Source organism: Azonexus sp. MM2026_4 (assembly GCF_055901855.1).
This window is the reverse complement of the sequence record NZ_CM148380.1, coordinates 2,576,367-2,599,248: the sequence shown is the minus strand read 5'-3', so window position 1 is coordinate 2,599,248 and position 22,882 is coordinate 2,576,367. Positions and strand designations below refer to the sequence as shown.

The window sequence follows — 22,882 nt, the reverse complement described above, 5'->3', positions numbered from 1 at the left end:
ATTCCTTTATTTCTTGGGGTTGAACTTGTCGATGGCGGCGCGGATTTCCTCGATCGCCGCTTCGATCTCGTCGTCGGAGAGTTCGCTCTTGTAGGTCGGGTTGCGGCCGAACTCGTCGAGCTTGGTGGTGACTTCGCCGACCGGCATGGTCTGCGTCGAGATCGCGCTGCTCAGCGCTTCGACGTAGTTGTCTTCCCAGCAGACGGCAACCGCCGACAGGTTGTCGCCATGGCTGCCGGCCTTGGTTTCCGCCTGGTTGAGCAGCATCGGCAGGGCCTGCAGCAGGTTGGCGCCTTTCAGTGCGACCGCCATCATCTCGCCGGAGGTGACTCCCCACAGGCCGTCGGTGCACAGCAGCACGACGTCGCCCTGTTCGAGCGGCGTCTTGCGCGAGAAGTCGATGTCCGGCGTGCTCGGCCCGCCCAGGCAGCTGTAGATCTTGTTGCGGTCGGGATGGCGGGCGGCCTGGGCCTCGGTGATCAGGCCTTCGTCGAGCAGCAGGCGGATGCGCGAGTGGTCGCGCGTCTGGGCGATGACGCGGCCGTTGCGCATCAGGTAGAGGCGGGAATCCCCGGCGTGCGCCCAGTAGGCGACGTTGTCCTGGATCACGCAGGCGACGCAGGTGGTGCGCGGCGAGTCGTCGAGGTCGTGGTGCGCGGCGTAATCGCGGATCGCGTGGTGGGCATGGGTCATGCCGCGGTGCAGGAAGTCGAAGGGGTCGTCGAGCAACGGCTTGGCTTCGTTCTGGAACGCCGCGGCCATGGTCTGGATCGCCAGTTGGGCGGCGATCTCGCCATGGTGATGACCGCCCATGCCGTCGGCGATCACCATCAGCAGCGCGTCGCGCGAATAGCAATAAGTGCTGCGGTCTTCGTTGTTGGCGCGTCCGCCCTGGCGGCATTCCTGGTAGATGGTGAATCTCATCGCGGCGAATTCCTGAATTTGTTGACGAAGCGGCCAATCCAGCCACCTTCCAGGCGGGCATGCGGCGGGTGCGTGTCGGCGACCAGCGCCTTCTGCAGCGCGAAGACGCTTTGCGGACGGTAGAGGTGGTTGAGGCTGAGGCACCAGTCGATGATTTCGAGCAGGCGGTCGGAATACTGACCTTCCCAGCGCACCATGGCCGGTGTCAGCGTGTCCTTGCGCAGGCGCTCGTCGGCGGCCTGCGGCGCGGCGCCGTCGAGGCAGGCGTACATCGAGGCGCCGACGCTGTAGATGTCGCTCCACGGGCCGAGATCCTGGCGGTTGCCGTAATGTTCCGGCGAGGCGAAGCCCGGGGTGTACATCGGCTTGAGCATCGGCTGGTCGCTGACCAGCGTCTGGCGGGCGGCGCCGAAGTCGATCAGGACCGGTGTGTTGTCGCCGCGCAGGTAGATGTTCGAGGGCTTGAGGTCGAGGTGCAGGAGCTTGTGCGAATGGACTTCGCGCAGGCCGTTGAGCATGCGGGTGAAGACGCCGCGGATGAACCGTTCGGAAATATGCCCCTGGTGTTTATGGATGAATTCCTGCAGGGTCCGGCCATGTTCATATTCCATGACCATGTAAACGGTTTCGTTGGCGCGGAAGAAGTTCAATACGCGGATCACGTTCGGATGCGACAACCTGGCCAGCGCCCGGCCTTCCTCGAAGAAGCACTTCATCCCGTAACGGAAGGCGCCGAGATGCTCTTCGGTGATGATCGGGCAGATGTCGCCCTTGGCGCGCAGGGCCAGGCTGTTGGGCAGGTATTCCTTGATCGCGACCTGGTTGTTGTCGGGGTCGCGGGCCAGATAGACGATGGAAAACCCGCCCAGCGACAACTGGCGCTCTATGGTGTATTCCTCCAGCTGGTGGCCGCCAGGTAGCGGGTGGTTGGCTTGTTGCGCCATCGATCTCGCGGTTATCATGCAATCGCAGGCATTGTCGGGCGTGTTGTCCGACCTGTAAAGCTGGAGAGCGAGCCCCGATGATTTGCAGCATGACCGGATATGCAGTGAAAACCCGCGATCTTGAGCGGGGAACGCTGCAATTGGAACTAAAAAGCGTCAATTCCCGCTATCTGGATTTTCATTTCCGGGTTGCGGAAGATTTGCGCAGCATGGAATTGCCGCTGCGCGAGCTGCTCGCCAGCCGTCTGTCGCGGGGCAAGGTCGAATGCCGCCTGTCGTTCAATGCGGCAGTGGCGCGCGGCGAGCAACTGACGCTCAACGACGAATTGCTCGCTGCCCTGCGCGGCCTGGCCGACCAGGTGCGCGCGGCGATGCCGGAAGCGGCGCCGCTGTCGGTCAATGAGGTGTTGCGCTGGCCGGGCATGTTCGGCGACCAGGAAATCGATTTTGCGGCGCTCGGCCCGGTCGTCCTGGCGCTGGCCCGCGAAGCGCTCGACGATTTCACGGCGACCCGCGCCCGCGAAGGCGAAAAGCTGGCGGCGATGATCGTCGACCGGGTCAATGCCATGCGCGCCATCGTCGCCGCTGTCGCGCCGCGCATACCCGAGGCGCAGGCCGTGTTCACCGACAAGCTGCGGCAACGCCTGCAGGAAGCGCTGGGCAACGCCAGCGACGACCGCATCCTGCAGGAAGTCGCGGTGTTCGCGACGCGCATCGATGTCGCCGAGGAACTATCGCGCCTGACCGCCCACCTCGACGAGGTCGAGCGGGTGCTCAAGGCCGGCGGCGCCAGCGGCAAGCGACTCGATTTCCTGATGCAGGAACTCAACCGGGAAGCCAACACGCTGGCCTCGAAGTCGGCGATCACCGAGGTTTCGCAGGCGGCGATGGAACTGAAGCTGCTGATCGAGCAGATGCGCGAGCAGATCCAGAACCTGGAATAAGCGGGAGGCTGATGATGGCGGGCGATCTCTATATCGTTGCCGCGCCCTCGGGCGCTGGCAAGACGACGTTGGTCAGGATGCTGCTCGAACGCGAGCCGGCGATTCGCCTGTCGATCTCCCACACCACGCGCAGTCCGCGACCGGGCGAGGCGGACGGGCGCGAATACCATTTCGTCGCCGTCGACGCCTTCCGGGCGATGATCGCCCGCGACGAATTCCTGGAGTGGGCGGAAGTCCACGGCAACTTCTATGGCACCTCGAAGCAGTGGATCGCCGACCAGCTTGCCGGCGGTCGCGATGTCCTGCTCGAGATCGACTGGCAGGGCGCGCAGCAGGTGCGCCGGCTGTTCCCGGAGGCGATCGGGGTGTTCATCCTGCCGCCGTCGCTGGACGAACTGACCCGTCGGTTGACCGGGCGCGGCACCGATGCGCCGGATGTCATCGAGCGCCGTCTTGCCGCGGCAGAGGCGGAAATGCGCCATGTCGGGGAATTCGACTATGTTATTATTAACGATCAATTGGAGCAGGCGCTGGACGATTTGCGCGCCATCGTGCGCGTTCCCCGCCTGAAGCCCGGTCGTCAGCGATTGCATCATCCCGCGCTGTTCGCCCGGCTGATATAAACGGATTTGAACTGAGGTTAGACATGGCTCGCGTTACCGTCGATGATTGCCTGAAAAGGATTCCCAACCGCTTCCAGATGACCCTGGCGGCCGCCCACCGGGCCCGTCAGATTGCCAACGGCGCAACGCCGCTGGTTGACGCCGAGAAGGACAAGCCGACCGTCATCGCCCTGCGCGAGATGGCCATCGGCAAGGTCGGCCTGGAAGTGCTCAATCGCGGTCAGGCCTGAACGCGCGGGGCGGTGAACCCTGATGGAGCCTGCGCCCCACCACCGCCCCCCTGTTGTCGGAGATGAGGTCTATCGCCAGTTCATAGACCGTCTCGACTACCTGCCGCCGTCTGATGTAACACGCATCGAGGCGGCCTATGCCTACGCCGAGCAGGCGCATGCGCACCAGAAGCGCATGTCGGGCGAACCCTACATCACCCATCCGCTGGCGGTGGCCGGCGCTGTCGTCGAATGGTGCATGGACGCCGACGCGATCTGTGCCGCCCTCCTGCACGACACGATGGAGGACACCGGGGCGACCAAGCAGGAACTGGCCGAAAAGTTCGGCAAGGAAGTCGCCGAAATGGTCGACGGCCTGTCCAAGCTGGACAAGATGGAGTTCGCTTCCTACAAGGAGGCGCAGGCGGAAAACTTCCGCAAGATGTTGATGGCGATGGCGCGCGACTTGCGCGTCGTGCTGATCAAGCTGGCCGATCGCCAGCACAATATCCGGACGATGTCGGCGATGCGCGCCGACAAGCGCGTCCGCATCGCCCGCGAGACCCTGGAAATCTATGCGCCGATCGCGCTGCGCCTGGGTTTGAGCAAGCTCTACCGCGAGTTGCAGGACACTGCCTTCCGCCTGATCCACCCGCATCGTGCCGACGTCCTGGCGAAGGCGCTGAAGGCGGCCAAGGGCAACCGCCGCGAACTGCTGACCCGGATCCAGGAAAGCGTCTGCGACAAGCTGGCGCATGCCGGACTGGAAGCGGAGGTGTTCGGCCGCGAGAAAAGTCTCTATTCGATCTTCTGCAAGATGAAGGAGAAGCGGCTTTCCTTCTCGCAGGTGCTCGACATCTACGGTTTCCGCGTCGTCGTCGACAAGGTGGCGAGCTGCTACCTGGCGCTGGGCGCCCTGCACAGCCTGTACAAGCCGGTGCCGGGCAAGTTCAAGGACTACATCGCGATTCCCAAGGCGAACGGCTACCAGTCGCTGCACACGACGCTGATCGGGCCTTACGGCACGCCGGTGGAAATCCAGATTCGCACCCGAGAGATGCATCACGTCGCCCAGGACGGCGTCGCCTCGCACTGGCTGTACAAGGACGGCAGCGAAAGCAGTGCCGAGTTGCAGATCAAGACGCACAAATGGCTGCAGTCCTTGCTCGAATCGCAGACCGGCAATTCCGCCGAGTTCTTCGAGGACGTCAAGGTCGACCTGTTCCCGGATGAGGTCTACGTGTTCACGCCCAAGGGCAAGATCATGGCCCTGCCCTACGGTGCGACGGCGGTCGATTTCGCCTACGCGGTGCATACCGACGTCGGCAACCACTGCTCGGCGGCGCGCATCAACCATGAACTGGCGCCGCTGCGCTCGGCGCTGAAGAACGGCGACCTCGTCGAAATCATCACCTCGCCCGACGCCACGCCGAACCCGGTGTGGCTCAACTACGTCAAGACCGGTCGCGCCCGCAGCAAGATCCGCCATTTCCTGCGCACGACGCAGAACGTCGAATCGGCTCGCCTCGGCGAGCGCCTGCTGCGTCAGGAACTGCTGTCGCTCGGCGTGGTGCCGATCTCGATCCCGACCGTCGCCTGGGAGGCGCTGATCAAGGCCGGCGGCCAGCAGTCGATCGACGAGGTTTACGCCGACATCGGGCTCGGCAAGCGCCTGCCCTCGGTTGTCGCCCGCCGTCTGCTGGCGCGCGAGGACATGGCGGCTTCGGTGCCGGGCGGGCTGACCCTGGCCATTCACGGCAACGAAGGCATGGCCATCCAGCTGGCACCGTGCTGCCAGCCGATTCCCGGCGATCCGATCATCGGCTCGATCCGCAAGGGCAGTGGCATGATCATCCACACCCACGATTGCCCGGCGATCCGCAAATCGCGTTCGAGCGAGCCGCAGAAGTGGATCGACGTCGAATGGGAGCCCGAGGAGGGCAAGCTGTTCGACCTGCGTATCCGGGTCGAGGTGAAGAACAAGCGCGGTGTGCTGGCACAGGTTGCCGCCGCCATTTCGGAAGCCTCCTCGAACATCGAACATGTGTCGATGGAAGCCGATCCCGAGCGCCTGTTCACGACCCTGCATTTCACCATCCAGGTCGCCAACCGCAAGCATCTCGCGGCGGTGATGCGCGGTATCCGGCATTTGCCCGAAGTCAGCCGCATTGCCCGGGAGAAGGGGGGCGAAGCTTGAGGATACTGGTCCTCGGGGCGGGCGTCGTGGGCACCGCCAGCGCCTGGTATCTGCATGCCGCTGGTCACCAGGTCACGGTCGTCGACCGGCAGCCGGCGGCCGGCCTCGAAACCAGCTTTGCCAACGGTGGGCAGATCTCGGTATCGCACGCCGAACCCTGGGCCAATCCGCATGTCCTGCCACGCCTGCTGAAATGGCTGGGGCGCCCTGACGCGCCCTTGCGCTGGCATTGGCGCGCCGATCCGGCGCAATGGCTGTGGGGCTTGCGTTTCCTGCGCCAGTGCCTGCCCGGCCGGACGCGGGCCAATGTCGCGGCGATCCTGGCGCTGGCGCTCTACAGTCGCAGCCAGTTGCAGCGTCTGCGCGAGGAACTGGCGCTCGAGTATGACCAGTTGCAGCGCGGCATCCTGCATATCTATACCGATCAGGACGAACTGGCGGCGGCGATGGGCGCGGCCCGCCTGATGGCCCGCTTCGGCCTCGACCGCGAGATGCTCGACGTCCGGGCCTGCGTGGCGCTCGAACCGGCGCTGGCGGGGGCCGAAAAGCTGCTGGTCGGTGGCGACTACACGCCCTCTGACGAGTCCGGCGATGCCCATCGCTTCACCCAGGCGCTGGCTGCCCGGGCGGCCGCCGCCGGCGTCGTCTTCCGTCACGGACTGAGCATCGAGCGGATCGCCAGCGCCGGCGGTCGCGTTGCCGGCGTCGTCGTGCACGACGCACAGGGCGAGTCGTCGCTGCTTACCGCCGACGCCTATGTCGTTGCCCTCGGCAGCTATTCACCGTTGATTTTGCGGCCGCTCGGAATCCGCCTGGCCATCTGTCCGGCCAAGGGGTATTCAGTGACGCTGCCGCTCGCCGAGGGGGCCGAGGCGCCCACCGTCAGCCTGACCGACGACGAGCACAAGCTGGTCTTTTCCCGTCTCGGCAACCGTCTGCGCGTTGCCGGCACCGCCGAGTTCGCCGGTTACGATCTGGCGCTCGACGAGTTGCGCTGCCAGTCGCTGATGCGGCGTACCCGGCAGTTGTTCCCCGACCTGCGTCTGGCCGGCGACCCGCAATTCTGGTGCGGTCTGCGCCCGGCGACGCCGTCGAACGTCCCTTATGTCGGGCGCTCGCGGCTGCCCAACCTGTGGTTGAACACCGGTCACGGCACGCTCGGCTGGACGATGGCCTGCGGTTCGGCCGCCGCCTTGAGCGACCTGATCGACGCTCGGCGCCCGGCGCCCGAATTTCCTTTCCGGCGCGGATGATCGACACCCACTGCCATCTCGATGCGGCGGAGTTCGACGCCGATCGGGGGGCGGTACTGGCGGCGGCGCAGGCCGCCGGGGTGAGCCGGATCGTCGTTCCGGGCGTCGCGTTCGGCGCCTTCGCCAGACAGCAACAGATCGTCGCCGACAGTCCGCTGTGCGTTGCCGCCTACGGTATTCATCCGCTCTATGTCGATGCCGCCGACGACGCCGACCTCGAGCGCCTGGGCGTCTGGGTGGCCGCCGAGCGGCCACTGGCGATCGGCGAGATCGGTCTCGATTTCTTCGTTGCCGGTAGCGACATCGAGCGTCAGACGCGCTTTTTCGTCAGCCAGCTCAAGCTGGCGCGGGCGCTCGACCTGCCGGTGATCCTCCATGTCAGGCGCGCGGTCGATGCCGTGCTGCGGGAATTGCGGCGGATTCGCGTGCGCGGCGGCATCGCCCATGCCTTCAACGGCAGCCCGCAGCAGGCGGCGGAATTTCTCAAGCTCGGCTTCAAGCTCGGGTTTGGCGGCGCCGCAACCTACCGCGGCTCGTCCCGCATCCGCGCCCTGGCCGCCGCCTTGCCGGCCGGGGCCATCGTTCTCGAGACCGATGCGCCGGATATTCCGCCGGCCTGGCTCAATCGCGGTCGCAACGCGCCGGCCGAGCTGTCGCGCATCGCCGAAGAAATTGCCGGCCTGCGCCGGATGCCGGTGGCGGCGCTGATCGCCGAGGCAGACAAAAACGCCCAGACGGTGCTGGGCGTTTTTTGAGGCCTGCCGCGCCGGGCGCGGTCAGGCGTTGAGGACGGCTGTCCGGCGGACGATCAGAGATCGACCTTGAGGTTGGCCTTCAGCAATTCGCTGATGATCTGCGCATCGCTGGCGCCGCTGCCGGCCAGGCTGTCGAGGGCGACACCCTGGAGGAGGATCGTCTGGTCGGTTGCCGTGGCGTGGTTGCTGCCGGTGTAGGCGCCGTGGCTGCTGATCTGGATCAGGGTATCGCTGCCGCTGGCCGAGAAGTGCAGGTAATTGGTCAGGTTGCCGCTGTTCTCACCCTGCAGCAGATCGTGCAGGTCGAGTACGTCGCCGCCGCTACCAACGGTGAAGTCCTTGATCACATCGCTGGCCGGCGTCTTCGTCGTCCCCTGGTCGCCGAACGACCACTGGAAGGTGTCGGCGCCGAGATCGCCAATCAAGGTGTCGTTGCCAAGGCCGCCGATGATCAGATCGTTGCCTTCGTTGCCGTCGATGTAGTCGCCACGGATGCCACCGGTCAGGGTGTCGTCGCCGCTGCTGCCGAAGATCTTGGCCGGTGGCGGTTCGACGGTCAGCGCCAGGGTCGAGGAAGCCTGGTCGCCATCGTTGTCGATGATGGCGAAGCCGATCTGTTCGGTGGTGGGGTTGGCCTTGATCGGCGGCGTGTAGATATATTCGCCGCTGAGCATGTCGACCACCAGCTTGCCGCCGGCATCGGTGAATACCGTCCATTTCTGGCCGTCGAACTTGTCGGTAGCACCGATTGCCGTGCCGCTGCTGGTGCCGTCGAGCAGATAGGTGGTGCCGTCGATGCTGAACGACGTCAGGTGGCCGCCATCGGCGCCGACCCCGGAGCCCTGGTGCAGGGTGCCGTCGAGGAAATTGCCCTTGAAGTTGGCATTGACGGTGTCACGCAGGATCGGGCCGAGTTCGCTTTCGTTGGCGACGATGACGGCGTCGGCATTGGTCTTGGTGACGCCGTTGTAGGCAACCGGGTCCATGCTGCTCTGCGTGGTACCGGCACCCATGCCGAAGGCGAAGGCGTTGATCTTGTTGGTTTCAAGGAAGGATTTCCAGAGCGCTTCTTCTTCCAGTTGGATCCCTTGCCGTGCCGGCAGGGGGCCGGAGCCGTCCCAGTCGGAGGATTGGTTGGGTTCGCCGTCGGAGAGGAAGTAGGCGACGTTGGTAGCGTCGGGGATCTTGCCGGCGGATTGGAAGGCCTCCATCGCCTTGAGCAGCGCCGCGTCGTAGTTGGTGGCGGAGCCGAGGCCCAGCCCGTTGACATAGGCGATGGCGTCGGCGGCGCTGACCCAGCCTTCGGTGTAAGCCTTGGCCGAAGAGCTATAGACGACGATGCGGACGGCGACATCGCCAAGCATGTCGTAACTCTGGATCAGTTCGCGCACCGAGTTGCGCAGGATCTCGATCCGGCTGCCGGCCATGCTGCCGGAGTTGTCGAGGATGAGCAGGATGTTGGTGTCCTGGTGCCGCATGGCGTCGGCTTCGGCTTCCGGGACCGCCTTCGGCGCGTCGTCCTCAATGTCGAGCGTCAGGGTCGCCTGGGTGGTGCTCAATCCATCATTGGCGGTGATGTCGAAGTGCAGGGATTCGACGTTCTCGTCCTGCCCGGCCGGATGGTCGATGGCTTGCGACAGCTTGATTTCGTAGTTGCCGTTGCTGTCGACCGTGATCCGGACCACCTCGGGGCCGCCCTGGCCGGCCGTGCCGATCAGCGGCGAAGCGCTGCTGCCGCTGCCCGACCAGACGATCTGGACGCCGTCGGCGGTCAGGGTTTCGCTCGGTGGCGCGATGCTGACCAGCAGGGAGGCACCGCCGGCGCCGGTGACGCCGATGTTGCCGGTGGCAATCGCGCTGTCGGAGACATCGCCCGGATTGCCGCTGGTGTCGATGATGCCGCCACTCAGGCCTTCCTCGGAAACGGTGGCGAGCAGATCGCCAAGCTGGATCAGGGCGAAGCGCGCCTGGTCGCTGCCGGTCTTGCCGACGTTACCCGCCGGGTCGAACATGTAGGCGTCGACGGTGATGGTTTCGCCGGCGGGACGCGCCGGGAAGTCGGTGGTGATGTAGCCGTTGGCCTTGTCGCCGGCAGTGATGACGAAATCCTTGGTGCTGACGCCGTCGGAGACGCGCAGGGTGTCGCCGACCTCGACCTTGGTGCCGTCGAATTCGATCTTGACGTCGGCGTTGCCGGTGAGTTCGGGGGCGCTGATCAGGCCGTCGTTGTTGGCATCCTCGGTGATGGTGACGGTGGGCGGATTGCCGCCGTTGGGGATGCTGGTGTCGATGGTCGCGCTGTCGGAACCGATCTTGCCGAGATTTTGGGCGGCGTCCTTGATCTGGGCCTCGACAACCAGTTTTGTGCCGTCGCCCGGATTGGCGATGCCGGGCAGGGCGATCGAGCCCTTGAGGATATCGGCCTGGGTGATGACGATCGCCGCCTGGGCCACGCCATTGACCGTGGTCAGCAGGGTGTCGCCGGCGACGGCGGTGGCCGGCAGGGTGACGCTGACGTCGATGTTGCCCTGCAGTTCGGTGGCGTTGATCCAGGTGTCGTTGTTGGCGTCCTCGAGGATGGTGACGATCGGCTCGCTGGGCGGCGAGGTGACGATGACGGCACTGTCGTCGACCGGGCCGGCGCTGTTGCCGGCGGCATCGACGATGCTGGCGGTGACCTTGAAGTCGGTGTTGTCGGCGGTCGGGTTGAACTTGACGTCGATGAAACCGGCGGCGATCTGGGCGGCGGTCAGGGTGAACACCTTGTCGACGTTGCCGGCGGCAGTGACGGTCAGCGTGTCGCCGACGGCGGCGCCGCTGGGCAGCGTGACGCGGACGTCGATGTCGTTGTCTTTCAGCTCGGCCTTGTTGATATAGCCGTCGTCGTTGGCGTCCTCGGTGATGGCGATGGCCAGACCGGAGAAGACGGTGGGATCGACCTGGGCGGAATCGGAGCCGGTGGGACTGAAGTTGCCGGCGAAATCCTTGACCTGGGCGGTGACTTCGAAGGGCTGGTCGTTGCCGGGGCTGGGGAAGTCCAGGCTGACGCTGCCACTGGCGATGTCGGCGGCGGTGAGGACGATCGGCGCCTGGGCGACGCCGTTGATCGAGACGAGCAGGGAGTCACCGGCCTGGGTACCGCTGGGCAGCTTGATGCTGACGTCGATGTTGCCCTGCAGTTCGGCGGCGTTGATGTAGCCGTCGTTATTGGCATCTTCGGTGATGCTGACGATGGGTGCGCCGATCGGATCGGTGACGATGGTGGCATCGTCGCTGGCGACGTTGGACTTGTTGCCGGCGGCGTCGGCGACCTGGGCGGAGACCTCGAGCTTGGTGCCGTTGGGCGGCGCGTTGAGCTCGACGGTGAGCTTGCCGGCGTCGATCTGCGGCTGGATCAGGGTGATGGTCTGGGTGGCGTTACCGGTGGCGTTGATGGTGATGAGGTCGCCGGCGATGGCGTCCTTGGGCAGGACGATGTCGACGCCGACGGTGCCCTTCAACTCGGTGGCGTTGATGAAGCCGTCGTTGTTGCTGTCCTCGGTGATGGTCAGGGTAAGGCCCTGCAGGGTGCTGAGGTCGACCTTGGCGTAATCGGTGCCGGTGGCGGACTGGTTGCCGGCCGGGTCGAAGAGGAAGGCGGAGACGTTCAGCGAGCTGCCGTCGGCGGGCATGGCGAAGTCGGTGGTGACGTAACCGTTGGCCTTGTCGGCGGCGCTGATGACGATGTCTTTGGTCGTGGTGCCGTCGGTGACGCGGACGGTATCGCCGACCTCGACCTTGTCCTTGTTGAAGGCGACCTTGACGTCGGCGTTGCCATTGGCCTCGGCGCGGTTGATGAAGCCGTCGTTGTTGGCGTCTTCGGTGATCGTCACTTCCGGCGCCTTGCCGTCATTGGGCAGGTCGGTATCGATGGTTGCAGCGTCGGAACCTGGTTTGGACTGGTTGCCGGCCGGGTCGGAGAGGTAGGACGTGACGGTGATGGTCTGGCCGGAAGCCGGAGCCGGGAAGTCGGTGACGATGTAGCCGTTGGCCTTGTCGCCGGCGGTGATGATGAAGTTCTTGACGGTGCTGCCGTCGGAGACATGAACGGTATCGCCGACATCGACCTTCGACCCGTCGAATTCAACCTTGACGTCGACGTTGCCCTTGAGTTCGGCGGCGTTGATCAGGGTGTCGTTGTTGGCATCCTCGGTGATGGTGACGGTGGGCGGATTGCCGCCGTTGGGGATGCTGGTGTCGATGGTCGCGGTATCGGAACCGATCTTGCCGAGATTTTGGGCGGCGTCCTTGATCTGGGCGTCTACGGTGAGCTTGGCGCCATCGCCGGGGCTGACGATGCCGGGCAGGGCAATCGAACCCTTGAGGATGTCGGCCTGGGTGATGACGATCGGTGCCTGGGCGACGCCGTTGACCGTGGTCAGCAGCGTGTCGCCGGCGACGGCGGTGGCCGGCAGGGTGACGCTGACGTCGATGCTGCCCTGCAGTTCGGCGGCGTTGATCCAGGTGTCGTTGTTGGCGTCCTCGATGATGGTGACGATCGGCTCGCTGGGCAGGGTGTCGATGATGCGTGCGCTGTCGTCGACCGGGCCGGCGGCGTTGCCGGCGGCATCGACGATGCTGGCGGTGACCTTGAAGTCGGTATTGCTGGCAGTCGGGTTGAACTTGACGTCGATGAAGCCGGTGGCGAGCTGGGCCGCGGTCAGGGTGAACACCTTATCGACGTTGCCGGCGGCGGTGACGGTCAGCGTGTCGCCGACGGCAGCGCCCTGCGGGATGGTGACGCGGACGTCGATGTCGTTGTCTTTCAGCTCGGCCTTGTTGATGAAGCCGTCGTTGTTGGCATCTTCGGCGATGGCGATGGCGAGGCCGGAGAAGACGGTGGTGTTGACCGTCGCGGAGTCGATGCCGGTCGGGCTCAGGTTGCCGGCGCTATCCTTGACCTGAGCGGTGACTTCGAAGGGCTGGCCGTTGCCGGGGCTGGGGAAGGCGAGGTTGAGGCTACCGCTGGCGATGTCGGCGGCGCTGAGGACGATCGGCGCCTGGGCGACGCCGTTGATCGAGACGAGCAGCGACTCACCGGCCTTGGTGCCGGCCGGCAACTCGATGCTGACGTCGATGTTGCCTTGCAGTTCGGCGGCGTTGAGGTAGCCGTCGTTGTTGGCGTCCTCGGTGATGCTGACGATGGGGGCGCCGGGCGAGACGAGGGCGATGGTGGCGTCGTCGCCGGCGACGTTGGACTTGTTGCCGGCGGCGTCGGCGACCTGAGCGGAGACCTCGAGCTTGGTGCCGTTGGGCGGCGCGTTGAGCTCGACGGTGAGCTTGCCGGCGTCGATCTGCGGCTGGATCAGGGTGATGGTCTGGGTGGCGTTACCGGTGGCGTTGATGGTGATGAGGTCGCCGGCGATGGCGTCCTTGGGCAGGACGATGTCGACGCCGACGGTGCCCTTCAACTCGGTGGCGTTGATGAAGCCGTCGTTGTTGCTGTCCTCGGTGATGGTCAGGGTAAGGCCCTGCAGGGTGCTGAGGTCGACCTTGGCGTAATCGGCGCCGGTGGCGGACTGGTTGCCGGCCGGATCGAAGAGGAAGGCGGAGACGTTCAGCGAGCTGCCGTCGGCGGGCATGGCGAAGTCGGTGGTGACGTAACCGTTGGCCTTGTCGGCGGCGCTGATGACGATGTCTTTGGTCGTGGTGCCGTCGGTGACGCGGACGGTATCGCCGACCTCGACCTTGTCCTTGTTGAAGGCGACCTTGACGTCGGCGTTGCCATTGGCCTCGGCGCGGTTGATGAAGCCGTCGTTGTTGGCGTCTTCGGTGATGGTGACGACCGGCGCGAAGCCGTCGTTCGGCGTGCTGGTGTCGATCTTGGCGCTATCGCTGCCGGGCAGGGTGGTGTTGCCGGCGGGATCGAAGATGGTCGAGGTGACGGTGATGGTCTGGCCGGAAGCGGGGGCCGGGAAGTCGGTGGTGATGTAGCCGTTGGCCTTGTCGGTGGCGGAGACGGTGAAGTCCCGGGTAGTCGTGCCATCGGAGACGCGGATGGTGTCGCCGACAGCGACCTTGGCGCCGTCGAATTCAACCTTGACGTCGACGTTGCCCTTGAGTTCGGCGGCGTTGATCAGGGCATCGTTGTTGGCATCCTCGGTGATGGTGACGGTGGGCGGATTGCCGCCGTTGGGGATGCTGGTGTCGATGGTCGCGCTGTCGGAACCGGTCTTGCCGAGATTGCCGGCGGAGTCCCTGATCTGGGCGTCGACGGTGAGTTTGGCGCCATCGCCCGGATTGGCGATGCCGGGCAGGGCGATCGAACCCTTGAGGATGTCGGCCTGGGTGATGACGATCGGCGCCTGGGCAGCGCCATTGACCGTGGTCAGCAGCGTGTCGCCGGCGACGGCGGTGGCCGGCAGGGTGACGCTGACGTCGATGCTGCCCTGCAGTTCGGCGGCGTTGATCCAGGTGTCGTTGTTGGCATCCTCGAGGATATTGACGATCGGTGCGCTGGGCGGCGAGATGACGATCAGGGCGCTGTCGTCGACCGGGCCGGCGCTGTTGCCGGCGGCATCGACGATGCTGGCGGTGACCTTGAAGTCGGTGTTGTCGGCGGTCGGATTGAACTTGACGTCGATGGTGCCGGCGGCGATCTGGGCGGCGGTCAGGGTGAATACCTGGTCGACGTTGCCGACGGCGGTGATGGTCAGCGTGTCACCGACGGCGGCGCCCTGCGGGATGGTGACGCGGACGTCGATGTCGTTGTCTTTCAGTTCGGCCTGGTTGATGAAGCCGTCGTTGTTCTCGTCCTCGCGGATGGCGATGGTGAGGTTCTTGAATTCAGTGAGGTCGACGATGGCGCTGGCACTGCCGGTGTTGCTGGCATTGCCGGCGGCATCGACGATGAAGGCGCTGACCTTGAGGGTGGCGCCGTCGGCGGGCAGCGGGAAGTCGGTGCTGACGTAGCCGTTGGCCTTGTCGGCGGCGGTGATGGTGACGTCGCGGGTGGTGGTGCCGTCGGATGCCTTGACGACATCGCCGACATTGACCAGGTCCTTGGCGAAGCTGATGCGGACGTCGGCGTTGCCGGTGGCTTCACTGCGGTTGATGTAGCCGTCGCCGTTGGCGTCTTCAACGATGAGGACGGAAGGCGGCTGCAGGTTGTTGGGGATGCCGGTGTCGATGGTCAGGTCGACGGTGGTGCTGGTCGAATTGCCGGCGACGTCGGTGGCGGTGACCTTGACCGGATTGGCGCCGTCGGCGAGCGGCTGGAGCGGGGTGACCGACCAGGTGCCGCCCGGGGTGACGGTGGTTTTGAGGATTTCGCCGGTGCCGGGGAGGGTGACGACGATGCTGGCGCCGGGTTCGCCGGTGCCTGAGATGGTCGGGGTGTTGTCGTTGGTGATGTTGTCGCCCTTGGTGCCGCTGTCGGAAGCGGGGTCGAGCTGGGCGGTGACGGCGGGCGGGGTGGTGTCGATGCGGGCGTCGTTGCTGCCGATGCTGCCGAGGTTGTTGGCGACGTCGCGGACCTGGGCGGTGACGGTGAGGGTGGCGCCTTCGCCGGGGTTGGCGATGCCGGGCAGGCTGACGCTGCCCTTGGCGATGTCGGCGGCGGTGAGGAGGATTTCCGACTGGGCCACGCCATTGACCGTGGTGATCAGGGTGTCGCCGGCGGCGGCGGTAGGCGGCAGGCCGATACTGACGTCGATGTTGCCCTGCAGTTCGGCACCGTTGATCCAGCCGTCGCCATTGCTGTCTTCGCTGATCGTGACGAGCGGGGCGTTGGGTGCCGAGAGCTGGAGACGGGCGCTGTCGCTGACCGGGCCGGCGGTGTTGCCGGCGGCATCGGCGATGGCAGCGGTGACGACGAAGTCGGTGTTGTTGGCGGTCGGCGTGAAAGCGAGGTCGACGTAGCCGGCGGCGATCTGGGCGGCGCTCAGGGTGACGGTCTGGGCGGCGTTGCCGGAGGCGGTGACGGTCAGCGTGTCGCCGGCGGCGGCGCCGTTGGGCAGCGTGACGCGGACGTCGATGTCGTTATCCTTGAGTTCGGCGAGGTTGATGAACTTGTCGTCGTTCTCGTCTTCGAGGAGGGAGACCGCGAGGCCGTTGAATTGCGTGGTATCGATGACCAGCGGCAGGGTCGCCGTGTTGCTGTTGCCGATGGCGTCGACGGCCGTTGCCTGGACGGAGGTCTGACCGTCGGGCAGCGGCTGGGTCGGCGTCACCTGCCAATTGCCATTGCCATCGGCGACGGTGTTCAGTTGTTCGCCGGTACTGGGAATGGTGACGGTGATTTTCGCGCCGGGGTTGCTGACGCCGACGATGGTCGGGGTGTTGTCGCTGGTGATGTTGTCGCCCTTGGTGCCGCTGTCGGACGCCGGGTCGAGTTGGGCCGTGATGGTCGGTGGCGTGGTGTTGACGGTGGCGTCGTCGCCGGCGACGTTGGACTTGTTGCCGGCGGCGTCGGCGACCTGAGCGGAGACTTCGAGCTTGGTGCCGTTGGGCGGCGCGTTGAGCTCGACGGTGAGCTTGCCGGCGTCGATCTGGGGCTGGATCAGGGTGATGGTCTGGGTGGCGTTGCCGGTGGCGTTGATGGTGATGAGATCGCCGGCGATGGCGTCCTTGGGCAGGACGATTTCAACACCGACGGTGCCCTTCAGCTCGGTGGCATTGATGAAGCCGTCGTTGTTGCTGTCCTCGGTGATGGTCAGGGTAAGGCCCTGCAGGGTGCTGAGGTCGACCTTGGCGTAATCGGCGCCGGTGGCGGACTGGTTGCCGGCCGGATCGAAGAGGAAGGCGGAGACGTTCAGCGAGCTGCCGTCGGCGGGCATGGCGAAGTCGGTGGTGACGTAACCGTTGGCCTTGTCGGCGGCGCTGATGACGATGTCTTTGGTCGTGGTGCCGTCGGTGACGCGGACGGTATCGCCGACCTCGACCTTGTCCTTGTTGAAGGCGACCTTGACGTCGGCGTTGCCATTGGCCTCGGCGCGGTTGATGAAGCCGTCGTTGTTGGCGTCTTCGGTGATGGTGACGACCGGCGCGAAGCCGTCGTTCGGCGTGCTGGTGTCGATCTTGGCGCTATCGCTGCCGGGCAGGGTGGTGTTGCCGGCGGGATCGAAGATGGTCGAGGTGACGGTGATGGTCTGGCCGGAAGCGGGGGCCGGGAAGTCGGTGGTGATGTAGCCGTTGGCCTTGTCGGTGGCGGAGACGGTGAAGTCCCGGGTAGTCGTGCCATCGGAGACGCGGATGGTGTCGCCGATAGCGACCTTGGCGCCGTCGAATTCAACCTTGACGTCGACGTTGCCCTTGAGTTCGGCGGCGTTGATGAAACCGTCGTTGTTGGCATCCTCGGTGATGGTGACGGTGGGCGGATTGCCGCCGTTGGGGATGCTGGTGTCGATGGTTGCGCTGTCGGTGTCGATCTTGCCGATGTTGCCCGCGACGTCCTTGATCTGGGTCTCGACCTTGAGGGTGGCGCCATCGCCGGGGTTGGCGATGCCGGGCAGGGCGATCGAGCCCTTGAGGACGTCGGCCAGGGTGATGACGACGGGGGGCTGGGCGACGCCATTGATGGTGGTCAGCAGGGTGTCGCCGGCGACCACGGTAGCCGGCAGGGTGATGCTGACGTCAATGTTGCCCTGCAATTCGGCGGCATTGATCCAGCCGTCGTTGTTGATGTCTTCGATGATGGTGGGGATTGCACGCCCTTCCGAATTGGTGAGCATCCGGGCGCTATCGTCAACCGGGCCGGCGCTATTGCCGGCGGCATCGGCGATGCTGGCGGTGACCTTGAAGTCGGTGTTATCGGGGGTTGGGTTGAACTTGACGTCGATGAAGCCGCTGGCGATCTGGGCGGCGGTCAGGGTGAACACCTGGTCGACGTTGCCGACGGCAGTGACGGTCAGCGTGTCGCCGACGGCGGCGCCCTGCGGGATAGTGACGCGGACGTCGATGTCCTTGTCCTTGAGTTCGGCGAGGTTGATGTAACCGTCGTTATTGGCATCTTCGGTGATGGCGATGGCCAGACCGGAGAAGGCAGTGGTGTCGACCCGGGCGGAATCGGAGCCGGTCGGGCTGAGGTTGCCGGCGAAGTCCTTGACCTGGGCAGTGACCTCGATGGGCTGGCCGTTGCCGGGGCTGGCGAAGTCGAGGTTGAGGCTGCCGCTGGCGATGTCGGCGGCGCTGAGGACGATCGGCGCCTGGGCGACACCGTTGATCGAGACGAGGAGCGATTGACCGGCCTTGGTGCCGGCCGGCAGTTCGATGCTGACGTCGATGTTGCCCTGCAGTTCGGCGGCGTTGAGGTAGCCGTCGTTGTTGGCATCCTCGGTGATGCTGACGATGGGCGCGTCGGGCGAGACCAGGGCGATGGTGGCGTCGTCGCTGGCGATGTTGGACTTGTTGCCGGCGGCGTCGGCGACCTGGGCGGAAACCTCGAGCTTGGTGCCGTTGGGCGGGGCGTTGAGCTCGACGGTGAGCTTGCCGGCGTCGATCTGCGGCTGGATCAGGGTGATGGTCTGGGTGGCGTTACCGGTGGCGTTGATGGTGATGAGGTCGCCGGCGATGGCGTCCTTGGGCAGGACGATTTCAACACCGACGGTACCCTTGAGTTCGGAGGCGTTGATGAAGCGGTCGTCGTTGCTGTCCTCGGTGATGGTCAGGGTGAGGCCCTGCAGGGTGCTGAGGTCGACCTTGGCGTAGTCGGTGCCGGTGCCGGACTGGTTGCCGGCGGGGTCGAAGAGGAAGGCGGAGACGTTCAGCGTGGTGCCGTCGGCAGGCATGGCGAAGTCGGTGGTGACGTAGCCGTTGGCCTTGTCGGCGGCGGTGATGACGATATCTTTGCTGGTGGTGCCGTCGGTGACGCGGACGGTATCGCCGACCTCGACCTTGTCCTTGGCGAAGGCGACCTTGACGTCGGCGTTGCCACTGGCTTCGGCGCGGTTGATGAAGCCGTCGTTGTTGGTGTCTTCGGTGATGGTGACGACCGGCGGCAAGCCGTCGTTCGGCGTGCCGGTGTCGATCTTGGCGCTGTCGCTGCCGGTGTCGGTCTTGTTGCCGGCGGGGTCAGCGATCCAGGCATCGACCTTGATGCTGTTGCCGGAAGCCGGTGCCGGGAATTCGGCGGCGACGTAGCCGTTGGCCTTGTCGGTGCTGCTGATGGTGATCTTCTGGGTGGTGCTGCCGTCAGTGACATGAACGGTGTCGCCGACCTCGACCTTGCTGCCGTCGAATTCGATCCTGACGCCGAGCTTGTCCTTGCCACCGAGTTCGGCGGTATTGATCAGGCCGTCGTCGGGGTTGTTGTCCTGGGTGAGCGTGACGGTCGGCGCATCGCCGTCGTTGGGGATGCGGGTGTCGATGGTGGCGCTGTCGCTCCCGGTTTTGCCGATGTTGCCGGCGGCGTCCTGGATCTGGGCGTCGACGGTGAGCTTGACGCCTTCACCCGGGTTGGCGATGCCGGGCAGGGCGATCGAACCCTTGAGAATGTCGGCCTGGGTGATGACGATCGGCGCCTGGGCGACGCCATTGACCGTGGTCAGCAGCTTGTCGCCGGCGACGGCGGTGGCCGGCAGGGCAATGCTGACGTCGATGCTGCCCTGCAGTTCGGCGGCGTTGATCCAGGTGTCGTTGTTGGCATCCTCGAGGATGGTGACGATCGGCTCGCTCGGCGGCGTGTTGATGATGCGGGCGCTGTCGTCGACCGGGCCGGCGCTGTTGCCGGCGGCATCGACGATGCTGGCGGTGACCTTGAAGTCGGTGTTGCTGAACGTCGGGTTGAACTTGACGTCGATGGTACCGGCGGCGATCTGGGCGGCGGTCAGGGTGAATACCTGGTCGACGTTGCCGACGGCGGTGATGGTCAGCGTGTCGCCGACGGCGGCGCCCTGCGGGATGGTGACGCGGACGTCGATGTCGTTGTCTTTCAGTTCGGCCTGGTTGATGAAGCCGTCGTTGTTCTCGTCCTCGCGGATGGCGATGGTGAGGTTCTTGAATTCGGTGAGGTCGACGATGGCGCTGGCGCTGCCGGTGTTGCTGGCATTGCCGGCGGCATCGACGATGAAGGCGCTGACCTTGAGGGTGGCGCCGTCGGCGGGCAGCGGGAAGTCGGTGCTGACGAAGCCGTTGGCCTTGTCGGCGGCGGTGATGGTGACGTCGCGGGTGGTGGTGCCGTCGGATGCCTTGACGACATCGCCGACATTGACCAGGTCCTTGGCGAAGCCGATGCGGACGTCGGCGTTGCCGGTGGCTTCGCTGCGGTTGATGTAGCCGTCGCCGTTGACGTCCTCGACGATGAGGACGGTGGGCGGCTGCAGGTTGTTGGGGATGCCGGTGTCGATGGTCAGGTCGACGGTGGTGCTGGTCGAATTGCCGGCGACGTCGGTGGCGGTGACCTTGACCGGATTGGCGCCGTCGGCGAGCGGCTGGAGCGGGGTGACCGACCAGGTGCCGCCCGGGGTGACGGTGGTTTTGAGGATTTCGCCGGTGCCGGGGAGGGTAACGACGATGCTGGCGCCGGGTTCGCCGGTGCCGCTGATGGTCGGGGTGTTGTCGTTGGTGATGTTGTCGCCCTTGGTGCCGCTGTCGGAAGCGGGGTCGAGCTGGGCGGTGACGGCGGGCGGGGTGGTGTCGATGCGGGCGTCGTTGCTGCCGATGCTGCCGAGGTTGTTGGCGACGTCGCGGATCTGGGCGGTGACGGTGAGGGTGGCGCCTTCGCCAGGGTTGGCGATGCCGGGCAGGCTGACGCTGTGGTTGGCGATGTCGGCAGCAGTGAGGAGGATTTCCGGCTGGGCCACGCCATTGACCGTGGTGATCAGGGTGTCGCCGGCGGCGGCGGTGCTCGGCAGGCCGACGCTGACGTCGATGCTGCCCTGCAGTTCGGCGGCGTTGATCCAGCGATCGCCGTTGGCGTCTTCGGTAATGGTGACGACCGGCGCGTCGGGCGCCGAGAGCTGGATGCGGGCGTTGTCGCTGACCGGGCCGGCGGCGTTGCCGGCGGCATCGGCGATGGCGGCGGTGACGACGAAGTCGGTGTTGTTGGCGGTCGGCGTGAAGGCGAGGTCAACGTGGCCGGCGGCGATCTGGGCGGCGGTCAGGGTGACGGTCTGGGCGGCGTTGCCGGAGGCGGTGACGGTCAGCGTGTCGCCGGCGGCGGCACCGCTGGGCAGAGCGACGCGGACGTCGATGTCGTTGTCCTTGAGCTCGTTCAGGTTGATGAACTTGTCGTCGTTCTCGTCTTCGAGGAGGGAGACCGCGAGGCCGTTGAATTGCGTGGTGTCGATGACCAGCGGCAGGGTCGTGCTGGTCGGGTTGCCCGCCGCGTCGGTCGCCGTGATCTGGACCGGGATCGTGCCGTCAGGCAGCGGCTGGAGCAGCGTGACCTGCCAGTTGCCCTTGTCGTCGGCGGTGGTGGTCAGTGTTTCGCCGGTGATCGGCACGGTGACGGTGACCGTGGCGCCCGGGTCGGTAACGCCGCTGATGGTCGGGGTGTTGTCGCTGGTGATGTTGTCGCCCTTGGTGCCGCTGTCGGACGCCGGGTCGAGCTGGGCGCTGAGCTTGGGGGCTTCGGCGTCGATCAGCACGGACTTGCTGGCGATCGCCGACTTGTTGCCGGCGGCATCGGTGACCTGAGCGGTCACTTCCAGCGTGCTGCCCTTGACCGAGGGCGGCGTCAGTTCGACGGTCACCTTGTGAGCGTCGATCTGCGCCTGGTTCAGGGTGATGGTCTGGGTGGCGTTGCCGGTGGCGGTGATGGTGACCAGGTCGCCGGCCACCGCGTCCACGGGCAGGACGATGTCGACGCCGACGCTGCCGTTGAGTTCGGCGGCGGTGATGGTGCCGTCCTGGTTGCTGTCTTCGGTGACCTTGATCTGGACGTCGAGCAGGGCGCTGAGGTCGACCTTGGCCAAGTCGGTAGCGGCCGGAGACTGGTTGCCGGCGATGTCGAAAATCTGGGCGCTGATATTGAGCAGGGTGCCGTCGGCCGGCAGCGGGAAGCTGGTGCTGACGTAACCGTTGCTCAGGTCGGCGGCGCTGACGACGATTTCCTTGGCGGTGATGCCGTCGCTGACGCGGACGGTATCGCCGACCGCCACCTTGGTGGTGTCGAAGGAAACGCGGATGTCGGCTTCACCGCTGGCTTCGGCGCGATTGATGAAGCCGTCGTTGTTGGCGTCTTCGACGATGTCGACGGTCGGGGCCGGGATCGGCGTCGCGTCCACGGTGAGGTCGACGTTGGTCGTCGTTTCGTTGCCGGCCTCGTCGCTGGCAACGACGACGATCTTGTGCGGACCGTCGGTCAGCGGCTGGGTCGGCGTCACGCTCCAGGTGCCGTCGGCGGCAGCGACGGTGGTCAGGACTTCGCCGGTCTCCGGGAAGGTGACGGTCAGCGTGGCGTTGGGTTCGCTGGTGCCGGTGATGGTCGGCGTGTTGTCGTTGGTGATGGCGTCGCCAATGATGCCGGTGTCGGAGCCGGCGTCGAGTTCGGCGGTGACCGGCGGCGGCGTGGTGTCGAAGATGCCGGGCTGTTCGCGTTCGAGATCGGGCGAGTTGAGCGCGTTGGCGTCGATGCGGTAGCTGTTGCCGTCGCCGACGGCTTCGCTGATGCGCTGGAATTCGACGAAGGAGTGGCCCTCGCTGGAATCGCCGGCATTGCCGGCGGCGGTTCCGCCTTCCTCATCAATCACGTCGTCCAGATTGCCGCCCGACTTGACCAGTTTGGCCAGCTTGCCGAGCGCGGCCGGCTTGGTGAACACGGCGCTGTTGCCGGCATCGGGCTGGGAATGAACGGCGGCGACTTCGGCGTCGACGCTGACCGACTCGCCGGGGCCGACCGAGACGTTGCGGCCGTCGGCCAGTTTGAGCATGGCCTGTCCGTCATGGCCGGCGATGATCGTTTCGCCTTCGAAAATGGCATCGCCGCTCTTCAGGCGGCGGACGCCACCATTGGCGGCACGGGCGACAACTTCACCGGAAACGGCGGAAATCCTGGCGATGACGGCAGACATGGCATTGCTCCATTGAATATGAGTACGCCGGGATCATATTCCG

General features: G+C 65.7%; 9 protein-coding genes. 6 read left to right on the top strand and 3 right to left on the bottom strand.

The annotated features are described in order from the left end of the window. Positions 1–6: 6 nt before the first annotated feature. Entirely contained in the window at positions 7–924 is a 918-nt protein-coding gene (locus AC0KWY_RS12185) for a PP2C family protein-serine/threonine phosphatase (protein ID WP_474025762.1), read from the bottom strand. Further along, complete coding sequence (locus AC0KWY_RS12180) at positions 921–1,868, bottom strand: serine/threonine protein kinase (protein ID WP_474025761.1); 948 nt, start codon at positions 1,866–1,868, stop codon at positions 921–923. The genes AC0KWY_RS12185 and AC0KWY_RS12180 overlap by 4 nt, the downstream gene beginning before the upstream one ends. A gap of 77 nt (positions 1,869–1,945) precedes the next feature. Here AC0KWY_RS12180 and AC0KWY_RS12175 point away from each other — a divergent pair, with 77 nt between their 5' ends. Genes AC0KWY_RS12175 through AC0KWY_RS12150 form a run of 6 tightly spaced genes read left to right on the top strand, consistent with a single transcriptional unit; the run spans position 1,946 to position 7,849 of the window. Then, positions 1,946–2,812: a YicC/YloC family endoribonuclease gene (locus AC0KWY_RS12175; RefSeq protein WP_474025760.1), complete on the top strand. Its 867-nt coding sequence runs from the start codon at positions 1,946–1,948 to the stop codon at positions 2,810–2,812. Positions 2,813–2,826: 14 nt separating this feature from the next. Continuing rightward, on the top strand, positions 2,827–3,435 hold the full coding sequence (gene gmk, locus AC0KWY_RS12170; RefSeq protein ID WP_474025759.1) for a guanylate kinase: 609 nt from the start codon (positions 2,827–2,829) through the stop codon (positions 3,433–3,435). Positions 3,436–3,458: 23 nt separating this feature from the next. Further along, positions 3,459–3,665, top strand: a complete 207-nt coding sequence (gene rpoZ / locus AC0KWY_RS12165; protein WP_416690607.1) for a DNA-directed RNA polymerase subunit omega — start codon at positions 3,459–3,461, stop codon at positions 3,663–3,665. A 22-nt stretch (positions 3,666–3,687) separates the two neighbouring features. Continuing rightward, positions 3,688–5,841 carry a RelA/SpoT family protein gene (locus tag AC0KWY_RS12160; protein ID WP_474025758.1) on the top strand — a complete coding sequence of 718 codons (2,154 nt, stop codon included), beginning with the start codon at positions 3,688–3,690 and terminating at the stop codon, positions 5,839–5,841. After that, a complete protein-coding gene (locus AC0KWY_RS12155; protein WP_474025757.1) occupies positions 5,838–7,094 on the top strand; it encodes a D-amino acid dehydrogenase in 1,257 nt (418 codons plus the stop codon). The genes AC0KWY_RS12160 and AC0KWY_RS12155 overlap by 4 nt, the downstream gene beginning before the upstream one ends. Then, on the top strand, positions 7,091–7,849 hold the full coding sequence (locus AC0KWY_RS12150) for a TatD family hydrolase (protein WP_474025756.1): 759 nt from the start codon (positions 7,091–7,093) through the stop codon (positions 7,847–7,849). Before AC0KWY_RS12155 ends, AC0KWY_RS12150 begins: the two co-directional genes overlap by 4 nt. Positions 7,850–7,902: 53 nt before the next feature. Here the strand turns inward: AC0KWY_RS12150 and AC0KWY_RS12145 are convergent, their stop codons facing one another. Continuing rightward, positions 7,903–22,839 (bottom strand): retention module-containing protein, encoded by a 14,937-nt coding sequence (locus tag AC0KWY_RS12145; RefSeq protein ID WP_474025755.1) that lies wholly within the window; start codon positions 22,837–22,839, stop codon positions 7,903–7,905. Between the last annotated feature and the right edge of the window lie 43 nt (positions 22,840–22,882).

Bases quoted from the DNA above. Each gene is read 5' to 3' on its own strand.
- AC0KWY_RS12160 (WP_474025758.1), top strand. From the start codon at position 3,688: ATGGAGCCTGCGCCCCACCACCGCCCCCCTGTTGTCGGAGATGAGGTC.
- AC0KWY_RS12145 (WP_474025755.1), bottom strand. From the start codon at position 22,839: ATGTCTGCCGTCATCGCCAGGATTTCCGCCGTTTCCGGTGAAGTTGTC.
- AC0KWY_RS12185 (WP_474025762.1), bottom strand. From the start codon at position 924: ATGAGATTCACCATCTACCAGGAATGCCGCCAGGGCGGACGCGCCAAC.
- gmk (WP_474025759.1), top strand. From the start codon at position 2,827: ATGGCGGGCGATCTCTATATCGTTGCCGCGCCCTCGGGCGCTGGCAAG.
- AC0KWY_RS12150 (WP_474025756.1), top strand. From the start codon at position 7,091: ATGATCGACACCCACTGCCATCTCGATGCGGCGGAGTTCGACGCCGAT.
- rpoZ (WP_416690607.1), top strand. From the start codon at position 3,459: ATGGCTCGCGTTACCGTCGATGATTGCCTGAAAAGGATTCCCAACCGC.
- AC0KWY_RS12175 (WP_474025760.1), top strand. From the start codon at position 1,946: ATGATTTGCAGCATGACCGGATATGCAGTGAAAACCCGCGATCTTGAG.
- AC0KWY_RS12180 (WP_474025761.1), bottom strand. From the start codon at position 1,868: ATGGCGCAACAAGCCAACCACCCGCTACCTGGCGGCCACCAGCTGGAG.